This is a genomic window from Blautia sp. MSK.20.85 (genome assembly GCF_013317245.1).
In the GTDB taxonomy this organism is placed as follows: Bacteria; Bacillota; Clostridia; order Lachnospirales; family Lachnospiraceae; genus Blautia_A.
In genome coordinates, this window is the sequence record NZ_JAAIUN010000018.1 from 53,501 (window position 1) to 64,828 (window position 11,328).

Annotated in this window: 10 protein-coding genes and 1 pseudogene; 4 read left to right on the forward strand and 7 right to left on the reverse strand. The window is 44.1% G+C overall.

Annotation, left to right across the window (positions count from 1 at the left end; genetic code table 11):
- Nucleotides 1–347 precede the first annotated feature (347 nt).
- The 4 genes from G5B12_RS10815 to pcrA form a co-directional block, all read right to left on the reverse strand.
- Nucleotides 348–1,520, reverse strand: a complete 1,173-nt coding sequence (locus G5B12_RS10815; protein ID WP_330597696.1) for an ROK family protein — start codon at nucleotides 1,518–1,520, stop codon at nucleotides 348–350.
- A gap of 303 nt (nucleotides 1,521–1,823) precedes the next feature.
- Nucleotides 1,824–3,242, reverse strand: a complete 1,419-nt coding sequence (rlmD, locus tag G5B12_RS10820; RefSeq protein ID WP_174088221.1) for a 23S rRNA (uracil(1939)-C(5))-methyltransferase RlmD — start codon at nucleotides 3,240–3,242, stop codon at nucleotides 1,824–1,826.
- Nucleotides 3,243–3,336: 94 nt separating this feature from the next.
- The gene (locus G5B12_RS10825; RefSeq protein WP_015526073.1) at nucleotides 3,337–3,567 is read right to left on the reverse strand and encodes a hypothetical protein; all 231 of its coding nucleotides are present in this window, start codon (nucleotides 3,565–3,567) and stop codon (nucleotides 3,337–3,339) included.
- Between the two features lie 177 nt (nucleotides 3,568–3,744).
- Nucleotides 3,745–6,000 (reverse strand): DNA helicase PcrA, encoded by a 2,256-nt coding sequence (gene pcrA, locus G5B12_RS10830; protein WP_418407877.1) that lies wholly within the window; start codon nucleotides 5,998–6,000, stop codon nucleotides 3,745–3,747.
- Nucleotides 6,001–6,149: 149 nt separating this feature from the next.
- On the opposite strand from pcrA, the gene G5B12_RS10835 reads away from it, so the two are divergent.
- A complete protein-coding gene (locus G5B12_RS10835) occupies nucleotides 6,150–6,770 on the forward strand; it encodes a DUF1836 domain-containing protein (protein ID WP_118063742.1) in 621 nt (206 codons plus the stop codon).
- 130 nt (nucleotides 6,771–6,900) lie between these two features.
- Here G5B12_RS10835 and G5B12_RS10840 read toward each other — a convergent pair whose 3' ends face one another.
- Nucleotides 6,901–7,218: a YerC/YecD family TrpR-related protein gene (locus G5B12_RS10840; protein WP_118070631.1), complete on the reverse strand. Its 318-nt coding sequence runs from the start codon at nucleotides 7,216–7,218 to the stop codon at nucleotides 6,901–6,903.
- Between the two features lie 239 nt (nucleotides 7,219–7,457).
- Between G5B12_RS10840 and G5B12_RS10845 the strand changes: the two genes are divergently transcribed.
- Genes G5B12_RS10845 through G5B12_RS10855 form a run of 3 tightly spaced genes read left to right on the forward strand, consistent with a single transcriptional unit; the run spans nucleotide 7,458 to nucleotide 9,615 of the window.
- Nucleotides 7,458–8,147, forward strand: a complete 690-nt coding sequence (locus G5B12_RS10845) for a YesL family protein (RefSeq protein WP_174088223.1) — start codon at nucleotides 7,458–7,460, stop codon at nucleotides 8,145–8,147.
- A complete protein-coding gene (locus G5B12_RS10850; RefSeq protein ID WP_118063749.1) occupies nucleotides 8,147–9,088 on the forward strand; it encodes a TIGR01212 family radical SAM protein in 942 nt (313 codons plus the stop codon). The genes G5B12_RS10845 and G5B12_RS10850 overlap by 1 nt, the downstream gene beginning before the upstream one ends.
- A 14-nt stretch (nucleotides 9,089–9,102) precedes the next feature.
- Nucleotides 9,103–9,615 carry a DUF4364 family protein gene (locus G5B12_RS10855; protein WP_021977867.1) on the forward strand — a complete coding sequence of 171 codons (513 nt, stop codon included), beginning with the start codon at nucleotides 9,103–9,105 and terminating at the stop codon, nucleotides 9,613–9,615.
- A gap of 35 nt (nucleotides 9,616–9,650) precedes the next feature.
- Here G5B12_RS10855 and G5B12_RS10860 read toward each other — a convergent pair whose 3' ends face one another.
- Together G5B12_RS10860 and G5B12_RS10865 are read right to left on the reverse strand one after the other, a co-directional pair.
- Nucleotides 9,651–10,973: a replication-associated recombination protein A gene (locus G5B12_RS10860; protein ID WP_021977868.1), complete on the reverse strand. Its 1,323-nt coding sequence runs from the start codon at nucleotides 10,971–10,973 to the stop codon at nucleotides 9,651–9,653.
- A gap of 145 nt (nucleotides 10,974–11,118) precedes the next feature.
- Nucleotides 11,119–11,262, reverse strand: a pseudogene (locus G5B12_RS10865) (polysaccharide deacetylase family protein); the annotation flags it as partial.
- Nucleotides 11,263–11,328 lie beyond the last annotated feature (66 nt).

Sequence of the window (11,328 nt, forward strand, 5' to 3'; positions counted from 1 at the left end):
ATTAAAGTAATTACATTATTATCCTGTAAACACGATTTGTCAATATGTTTTTCATAATTTTATATATTTCATAATTTTAAAATACATTTTTTGTGTATTTTTCACAATCAACACGAAAAAAACGGAAAGGAAACCGTAGTTACTGTTTTCTTTCCGTTTTTTACTATAATATCTTTTTCTAATTTTACACAACTTCTTGTTTTTCACACATATAAAGCGGACATCCTCATTCGCTTTGCAACCTGTCAGTGGGAGCTTTTAACTCCAACAGAGTGAACATCCCCTTCCCCTACACTTAATGCCCTGCGCACCAGATGCGGTGTACTGCTTATCTGCGTTCAAAAAATTTACAATTCTGCCATATATTTTGTAAAAAAGTATTTCGCAGCTCCAACAGCCGACGCTTCTTTCTTATACGAACAATTTTTTAAGTATGAAACATCATGCTCAAAGCCATTATATGCCATCACTTTTTCTCCCAGTGGTATCATATAATCTGACAATACACCTCCCACATCACCTCCTAGTATGATATCCATATCATATGCCATCCGCAGATTTGATATCAAAACAGCAAGATGATCCAGATACTCATTCCATGTCTGCAAAATTTTTTCATCACCACTTTCAATTTTTTCCATAAATGCATCCAGTGACTGCCTGTTATCTTGTGTCAGTACACTTGCAGCACAATATGCATCTGCACATCCTGATTTACCACAATAACACTTTCTTCCACCGGGAACGAGTATCATGTGACCAAACTCACCTGCTTTCTGGTTCTGCCCTCGAAACAGCTTTCCATCTATGCAGAATGCGCCTCCTAAGGTGTGGTTCAAAGACAGATATATCGCATTTGGATACTTTTGCTTTTTTTCTGCAAGCATTGCAGCATTAGCATCGTTTTCAAAATATACTGGAATTTCCAAAGCCTGCTCTAAAAAGCGCAGACTATAATTCTCTATACCTAAAGCATGGGATTTTAAAACGATCCGTTCTTTCTGATCAATAATTCCCGGAATCGCCACTCCAATCCCAAGTAGCGTATCCTTCGCTAATTCGCCTTCAAGAAAAGTTTTGACCTTTTGTGCCACTTCTGTACAATAGGATAATTCTGCCGTAAATTTTAAACGGATGCGATCTTTTTTTATAATCTCATCTCCAAGATTTACTAATACCATTTCTATATGATTCGCTGTAATCAAAATTCCCATTGCATGACAGTATGACTTATTAATCCCTATACTTTTTGCCTTTCTTCCACCGGTCGAAGCATATTCCCCAGTTTCTTCCAACACCATTTTTTCTAACAAGTCATTCACATTTGCTAACACAGTCGGCATACTCAAATTTAAATCTTTTGCGATTCCCGCCTTGGATGTAACATGATTGTTCAGCACATAATTAATTATTCTTTTTCTTGTTATATTTTTTTTATCTTTATTTTCCGTTTTCTTACCCTCTTTTATTAAATATATTATAAAAGAATTATATGCTTTTTTATTCTTCTTGTAAAGCAATGTTTTATAATAAATCTCCGACAGAATTTATCTTATAAACAGCAAAAAGCTCCCGAAGGAGCTTTCCACGCTTTAGAACACCAATTCTTTTAACACAATCTCTTCTGCCATATTACGAATACCATTTACCAATCTGACACATTCCCTCTAATCACGAGCTTTCAACTCAGCACTGGTTGCATCCAGCTCATCTAAGTCGCTCTCTATCGTGTCATCTGGTTTTTGCGCGAGCAACGAGGCAAGCCGAGATGCTTGCATCTCGATTTACCGACTACCGCGTTCATCGAGACAAGTACTCTTGTCTCAATGTTGGGACAAAAGAACAATCGTCTCCACATGAACCCCCTGACAGAACTGATCCACTGCACAGGCGTTGGTCATCTGATACCCTGCTTCATAAAATGCCGGAAGGTCTCTTACAAGGCTTGTAACCTTGCAGGAAATGTATACGATCTGGTCCACCCCATAAGCCAGAATCTTCGGAAGGGCTTTCGGGTGAACGCCGTCTCTTGGCGGATCCAGAATGATCATATCCGGTTTCTCCGGCACTTCATCCAGCACTTTCAGCACATCTCCGGCTATAAAGCGGCAGTTGCTGATGCCATTTCGTGCTGCGTTTTCTCTGGCAGCTTTTACCGCATCTTCCACAATCTCCACACCGATCACCTCACTGGCAACAGATGCCGCAAGCTGGGCTATGGTGCCGGTGCCGCTGTAAAGGTCAAACACTACTTTATCTCTGGTATCCCCCACATATTCACGGACTTTTGAATACAGGATCTCCGCAGCCAGGGAATTTGGCTGGAAGAAGGAAAACGTGCTGATCTTAAATTTCAGCCCAAGAAGTTCTTCGTAGAAATAATCCTTTCCGTAAAGAATCTTCGTCTCATCGCTCTGTACCACATCGGACAGAGAATCATTTAAAATGTGCATGATTCCCACGATCTTACCTTCCAGGGGAAGTGCAAGGAGCTGTTCTTTCAGTGGTTCCAGATCATACTCTTCCTGGGTGGTGGTCACCACATGGACAAGGATCTCGCCGCTTGTGACACCTCTTCGAAGAAGCAGATGTCGGAGATATCCCACATGCTGAAGCTTCTTATAAAAACTGGCATTTCGTTCCAGGAAAAACTCCCGCACACAGGCAAGGATTTTCGTCATATCCGGATGCACCAGCTTACAGTCATCTGTATTCAGGATATCGTAAGTGCTGCCCTTCTTATGAAGTCCAAGGGACAGCGGACCATCCTTATACTCATCGCCAAAGGAAAACTCCATCTTATTACGATATCCAAACTCAATGGGACTGCCATAGATTCCATCCCAGTGATATAAATTCTCTGTGTTCCAGGCTTCTTCTGTCTCATCACTGTTCTTCCCGATCTTAGCCAGGCTTTCTTTTACCGCTCCGTCCAAAAGCTCTCTCACCTGACGCTCTTTCATCTCTTTCTGCGCCTCATAGCTCATGGTCTGATACATGCAGCCGCCACAGGCCGGGAACTCCTGACAGGCCGGTTCTCGTGTCTCAAGAGGAGATTTCTCCAGAACTTCTAAAAGACGTCCCTCTACCCGCCCGGAACGTTTCTTATTGATCATAAAACGGACCTTCTGTCCTGGAATTCCGTTTTTTACAATGACTTTCTGGTCATCCACCCACACACAACCTTTGTTTGGGAATTCCACTTTCTCTATAACACCTTCGTAAATTTCACCTTTTTTCATAGATCCTCTTTCTGTAATCACTTCACAATCTGTGTTCAAAAATCAAGCCCCGGTATCGCGCCGGGGCTCCAATCATCTGCATCACAGGAATATCTTACTCTTCCTCGTCCTCAAAATAATCATCGAAGTCATCATCAAAATCTTCTTCGAAATCCTCCAGATAATCCGGAGCGAAGAAACGGTATACTGCAAATGCGATTCCTGCAACAGCTGCAACCGCACCGATGATCGCCAGTACCCAAAGGACTGTGTTCTTATCTTTCTCTTCTTCTTTTTTCTTCAGTGTCGCAAGCAGTTCTTCAAGCTTTGTTGTATTTAAATTCATAACACTGCACCATCCTTTCTTTCTATTCGGCTGTACTGTCTGACAGTAAACCCGTAGCACAGTAGTTTCACTGTACTAATATCTCTTAAGTGTTCTTATTATACCACCATATGTCTGGTTTTACCATAACTTACGCAAATTTTCACAGGAACATTCTTGCCTTCATATTGCTTCCGATCAGATCTTTTTCAGCTTGGCAAAACCTGCGAACATTTTTTTCACTCCGACTTTGTCAAAGTCGACCGTTACCTCGTAATCCCTGCCGCCATCTACAATATTTTTTACGATACCGACACCGAATTTCACATGGCGTACCGTATCACCGACACCGTAATCCAGGCTTGCTGCCTTGCTGACCGTAAAGTCTTTTTTCTGGAGGCTGGTCTTTGCCTGGAAATTCATCTTCATCTGTGCATAGGCGCTCTTCGGAGATACGATGTTATCCACCTTGGGCTTTTTCTCCTGAATCGTATGTCCAAGATCCACCAATTCTCTTGGAATTTCCCTTACAAAGCGTGATACGCGGTTGTACTGGGTCTCTCCACGGATCATACGCTGTTTTGCACAGGTTAATGTCAGTTCCTTCATGGCACGTGTGATCCCCACATAACAGAGTCTTCGCTCTTCTTCAATATCCGACGGGTCTCCGGACCAGATGGAGGCGTATCCCGGAAATACTCCGTCCTCCATACCTGCCATAAATACATTGGGAAATTCCAGGCCCTTGGCACTGTGAAGGGTCATAAGAAGCACATAATCCTGATCCGGATCAACGGAATCAATATCTGCCACCAGTGCGATCTCTTCCAGAAATGCGGAAAGTGTTGCCGGCTGTCCTGCCTCTTCCATGGCTTCCTGGAAAGATTCGGTCTTGGAGATCAGCTCATCGATATTCTCGATCCTTGCCTGAGCTTCTTCTGTTTTTTCTGCTTCCAGCTCTTTCACATAACCGGTCAGTTCGATCACTTCTTCCAGCGTTTCACGGACTGTATAAGCCTCTGCCTTACTCTTAAGTCCCTGGATAAAAGATACAAAATCATTGATCTTTCCTGCTGCCCGGCCAATGGACGGTACTTCCTCCACCACACGGAGGGCATCATAAAAGCTCAGGTTCATAATATCCGCATAATCCTGGACCCGGCCGATGCTGGTAGCTCCGATTCCTCTCTTCGGTACATTTAAGATCCTGCGCACAGCCAGATCATCACTGGCATTGTCAATCGTCTTCAGATAGCTTAACAGATCCTTGATCTCTTTGCGGGCATAAAAGTTTACACCGCCCACAATCTTATACGGCACATTTGCCAGGAGAAATTTTTCTTCAAAGAGACGTGACTGGGCATTGGTCCGGTAAAGTACCGCACAGTCCTTATACTGGAATTTCCCGTTACGCCGTCCCTGAATGATCTCTCCCGCAACATACTCCGCTTCCTCAAATCCGTTGTTAAACTGCCGGAAATGAACTTTATCACCCTCTTCGTTCTCTGTCCAGAGTCGTTTTTCTTTACGTTCTGTATTGTTGGCAATTACCTCGTTGGCTGCGTTCAGGATATTCTGTGTAGAACGGTAATTCTGCTCCAGCCGTACCACCTTCGCCTCAGTGAAAACCTTCTCAAAGCCCAGGATGTTCCCGATATTTGCTCCACGGAAACGATAAATAGACTGGTCATCATCGCCAACTACGCAGAGATTCTTGTATTTTTCCGCAAGAAGACTTACGAATTTAAACTGTGCGGTGTTAGTATCCTGATACTCATCCACCATAATATACCGGAAACGTTCCTGATAATAATCCAGGATATCCGGATTGTGTTGGAAAAGCTCCACGGTTTTCACGATCAGGTCATCAAAATCCAGGGCGTTGTTTCCCCGGAGGATGGACTGGTATTCCTTATACATGCCTGCAATCTTCCGTGCATCCGGATCACTTCCCGCATTCAGCTCCATCTCTTCCGGCGTGATCAGCTCATCCTTGGCATGGGAAATCTCCGCAAGAACAGCGCGTTCTTTATAAATTTTTGTATTGATACTGAATTTCCGGAAGATTTCCCTCATGACTGTCTTCTGGTCGTCGGTATCATAGATGGTAAAATTACTGCTAAATCCCAGCACTTCAATATGTCTGCGTAAAATCCTCACGCATGCGGAATGGAAGGTGGAAACCCATACGCTCTCTGCGCCCATTCCCGCAATTTTATTTACACGTTCCCGCATCTCACTGGCAGCCTTGTTGGTAAAGGTGATCGCCAGGATATTCCAGGGATTGACGCCCTTTTCCTCCATTAAATAGGCAATCCTGTGAGTCAGCACTCTTGTTTTTCCGGAACCGGCTCCTGCAAGAATCAGAAGCGGCCCCTCTGTATGTACAGCAGCTTCCCGCTGCATGGGATTCAATGTGTCCAAAGCATCCTGTATACTCATTTTGATCTCCATTTCTTTTTCCATATCAACAGTATCTTTATATACTACCATGTCTTTTCTTTCCGGTAAAGCCACAACCTTACTTTCTCATTTTCCCGGAAAAAAGTTTCTTTACAAGTAGTATTTAAAACTATATAATAGGGAGCAGAGGTGATAATGTGATGACAAGAAACGAAAAAGAGATGATGAGCAGCATTTTTGCGAAAATTGCTGAGCTTGATTATATAAAACCAGATGAAATCCCAAACATCGATCTTTACATGGATCAGGTCACTACTTTCATGGAAGAAAATCTCGCTTCCACCAAACGTCACGAGGATGACAAGATCCTGACCAAGACCATGATCAACAACTACGCCAAGAATAAGCTTCTCCCCCCGCCGGAGAAGAAACGCTACTCCCGGGAACATCTGCTGATGCTGATCTTTATTTACTATTTTAAGAATATTCTCTCCATCAGTGACATCCAGACTCTTCTCGGGCCGATCACGGATAAATATTTCAAATCCATGACTGAGAAAGATATGACTTATATCTATCAGGAAGTTTTCAGTATGGAACAGACTCAGATCCGTTACCTGGAAAAAGATCTCATGCGCCGGTTCAAAAGCGCCGGAGAAATATTCGAAGATGCTGATCCGGAAGATAAGGAATTCCTTCATCAGTTTTCTTTTATCTGCCTGCTGAGCTTCGACGTATACATGAAAAAAATGATCATCGAAAATATGATCGACCACATGAATTCTCCAAAAGATACCGATTCCTCAAAAAAAGGCAAATAATATCCGGCTCTTACATCCGGTCGGAAACGTGTGCCGCCAGGCGCATGAAGAAAAGAGACAGACGCATGATCGCCTGTCTCTTTTTACGTTATAGCATTATCCGTTATCATTCACGGCATGGGCATAAGTCCTATTCTGCTTCGCCACCCTGCTCTTCGTTATTCTTCTTCATACGTGCAAATACCATCTCATAACCATCATTTCCATAGTTCAGGGAACGGTTCACACGGCTGATCGTAGCTGTGGAAGCTCCTGTCTTCTCGGAAATATCAAGGTATGTACGCTTATCGGTAAGCATCTTGGCTACCTCGAAGCGCTGAGATAAAGAAAGCAGCTCATTGATGGTGCAAACATCCTCAAAAAATGTATAACACTCTTCCTTGTCCCTCAGGCATAGGATCGCTTCAAACAGATGATCCACAGCCTCCGTCCTGATTTTTTTGCTCATTGTTACGCTCCTTTAAAATACATAATTTTCGTCTGATACAATACTGATATTTTAACACTCTAAATCGTGATAGGCAAGCCTTTTAAGGAAATTTAATAAACTATTTCGCTATTTTGTCTTTCTATGGCGGACACATGATTTTCCCATTTCCATTGCCCCGGAAAACATTTGGGATTTGCTTTTTCTGCTGTGATTGGGTATACTTAAAATAATATCCAAAAGAAAAGGAGACTTATCAAATGAATCGTTTTTTCAACATGGACAACAAATTCTTCGTGTTCATGGGACGCGTAGCAGACCTGCTTCTTCTGAATTTTCTGTGCATCCTCTGCTGTATTCCGGTTGTCACCGCAGGCGCCTCCATAACAGCTCTCTACTATGTCACACTGAAGATGGCAAGAGACGAAGAATCTTATATTGCCCGCAGCTTTTTCCGCTCATTCAAACAGAACTTCAAACAGGCGACCATCATCAATATCATCATGCTCCTCACCGCTGCTGTTCTGTTTATCGATCTTCGGATCGCCAAAGCCGGAAGCGGAGCCATGTACAAGGGACTTTTCAGTTTATTTATCGCATTTGCCCTGATCTATGCTATGATCCTTCTGTACATTTATCCGATCCTTGCCAAATTTTTTAATTCCGTCAAAAATACCTTTGTAAATGCATTCCTGATGTCCGTCCGCCATCTTCCGCTGACACTTTTGATGCTTGTGATCTCTGCGTCTCCGCTCCTTCTGATGTGGCTTTTTGCTTATGTGAGCTACGCACAGTTTACATCCATCCTGATCATGCTTTTTATTCTGATGGGATTTTCCACGTTGGCCTACTGGAAATCAAAGATCTTTGTAAAGATCTTCGATAACTATATACCGAAAGATGAAAACGACGAAAACGACGAAGAGAAAAACGAACTGAAAGAGGCATAATGAAACGCTGGAACGACAAGCCTTACCACTCTCTGGACTATATGCTCCGGGAGCGATACGGCGAAAAGGTCTACCGGGTTGCATTAAACGGCGGCATGTCCTGTCCCAACCGTGACGGCACCCTGGGCAAAAAAGGCTGCATCTTCTGCAGCCAGGGCGGAAGCGGAGATTTTGCAGCAAACGCCGCTCTTTCCATTACAGAGCAGATCAACACACAGATCAAAAGTCTCTCTTCCAAACGCCCGATTCATAAATATATCGCCTATTTTCAGGCATATACAAACACATACGCTCCTGTGGAACACCTGCGTAAGATCTTCACAGAAGCCATCTCCCATCCGGATATCGTGGCACTGTCCATTGGTACCAGACCGGACTGTCTGGGAGATGATGTACTGGAGCTTCTTTATTCCCTGAACCAGATCAAACCGGTGTGGGTGGAGCTGGGACTCCAGACTATCCATGAAGATACCGCCAGATATATACGGCGCGGCTATCCACTGTCCTGTTTTGATACCGCAGTAAAAAATCTCCGCGCAGGCGGCATCGAAGTGATCGTCCACACCATCCTGGGGCTTCCCGGCGAAAGCAGGAAGGATATCCTGGAAACAATGGCTTATCTGAACGCCATGGATATCCAGGGGATCAAGCTGCAGCTTCTTCATGTACTGCGTGGTACAGATCTTGCCGCTGATCATGAAGCCGGTCTTTTCCGCACTTATGAACGGGACGAGTATCTGAACCTTGTCATTGACTGTCTGGAACATCTCAGACCGGATATCGTGATCCACCGTGTAACAGGGGACGGCCCGAAAGATCTGCTGATCGCACCTTTATGGGCCAGCCGCAAACGTGAAGTTTTAAATCTTCTTCATCACCGGATGAAAGAAAAAGAAAGTTTTCAGGGAAAAGCCCTTGAGGTTCTTTCAAAAAGCCAGTAAAAAGGAGGATTCTTATGGCATCACCTTTTACAACCTACAAACTTATCATTTTATACATGCTTCAGAATTCCGAAGGGGATCTCACTAACTCACAGATCACAGATTTTATCCTGGACCGGAAATATACCAATTATTTTCAGCTTCAGCAGGCTGTTTCCGAACTGGTGGAGGCAGATCTTGTGGAAATGTCTTCCCAGTCCAACCGCACGTATTACCGACTGACTGAAGAAGGAAAAAATACGCTGAAATATTTTTCCAGAGAACTCTCTTCTGACATTAAGAAAGAAGTCGAGGAATATCTCAATTCCCTGCACTGCAAAATTGAGGAACATCTTCTCACTCCTGCGGATTATTACCCCACCAAGGAGGGCAGTTACTCTGTCCGCCTGCGGATTATCGAAGGCGGTGTCAGTATTGTTGATCTCAGCATCAAAGTTCCCAATCTTGCTGCGGCCCAGTCCGTATGTGAAAGCTGGCCTTATAAATATCAGAACGTCTACGACAAAATAATGGAGGAGCTTCTCTGAAAAGCTCCTCCATTTTCATTCTCACATAGATTCTCTTATTCCGCTTCTTCGTGGATCTTCTTCATATGCTCTTTCAGTTTCTTTTCATATCCCATATCACTGAGCTCGTAAAAATGTTCTCCTTCGATTTCTGATGGCAGATACTGCTGTTTTACATAGTGATTCGGATAATCATGGGCATATTTATATCCGATACCATGACCCAGACTTTCGTGGCCACCATAATGGGCATCCTGCAGATGCACCGGAACGGTTGTCTTCTTCGCCTTCACGCAGCGCATGGCTTCCTGTATGGCATTTACTGCAGAATTGCTCTTGGGCGCACAGGCCATGTATGTTACTGCCTGCGAAAGAATGATCTGGGATTCCGGCATTCCCACACGTTCCACTGCCTGCGCTGCTGCCGTTGCCACACAGAGTGCCTGAGGATCCGCATTTCCGATATCTTCAGAGGCCAGGATCATGATCCTTCTTGCAATAAATTTCACATCTTCTCCTGCATAAAGCATTTTTGCCAGATAATAAACTGCCGCATCCGGGTCTGAGCCCCGCATACTCTTAATAAAGGCAGAAATAATATCGTAATGGTTATCTCCATTCTTGTCATAACGTACAACACGCTTCTGAATGCACTCAGAAGCCACCTCAAGGGTCAGATGGATCTTACCGTCCGAATCACGGGGTGTGGTGAGAATTCCCAGTTCTACGGCGTTTAAGGCGCTTCTGGCGTCTCCTCCTGCCATATCTGCCAGAAATTCCAGGGCATCCTTCTCGATCACCGCACCGTAGCTTCCCATTCCACGTTCCGGATCATTAACTGCACGCAGGATCAGTTCTTTTATTTCCGGTATTTCCAGAGCTTTCAGCTCAAAAATGATGGATCTTGAAAGAAGCGCTCCGTTTACCTCAAAATATGGATTCTCCGTTGTAGCTCCGATCAGAATGATCGTTCCATCCTCCACAAAAGGAAGAAGATAATCCTGCTGTCCCTTGTTGAAACGATGGATCTCATCAATGAACAGAATGGTCTTTTTCCCATACATGCCAAGATCATCCTGAGCCTGTTTTACAACTGCTTCCATATCTTTCTTGCCCGCTACGGTTGCATTGATCTGGGTAAAACTGGCGCTTGTAGTATTGGCAATGACTTTTGCAAGGGTAGTCTTTCCGGTTCCCGGAGGGCCGTAAAAGATAACAGATGTCAGCTTATCTGCCTTAATGGCACGATACAGCAATTTGTCTTTTCCGACGATATGCTGCTGCCCTACCACCTCATCCAGTGTTCGCGGACGCAGTCTGGATGCGAGGGGAGACTCCTGGTCCAGAGTTTTTGATTTTGCATATTCAAATAAGTCCATGGTTTTCACTCCTGTAATTTCTGTAAAAAACTGCCGCCGGTTCTGCTCCGGCAGCTGATCGATTCTTATTTTTATAATTTTACCTGTTTGCACACAAAAAAGCAATTGTTTCTGCTCTGCGGCAAAGAGGATGTTCCGTTACTGTTTACGTCACCAGCAGCTGATCCGCTGTCACCAGGTCATACCCCGCTTCCATAAGCATATCCGCGATCTCCAGAGCTGCCTCCACAGAAGTGGGAAAACTGTCATGCATCAGAATAATGGAGCCATCCTTCACTTCTCTTTTTACAATATTCTCCACAGTCGAGTAGACTAAGACCTCTCAATCTTAGCCCCTCACAGATCCGTACGTGCG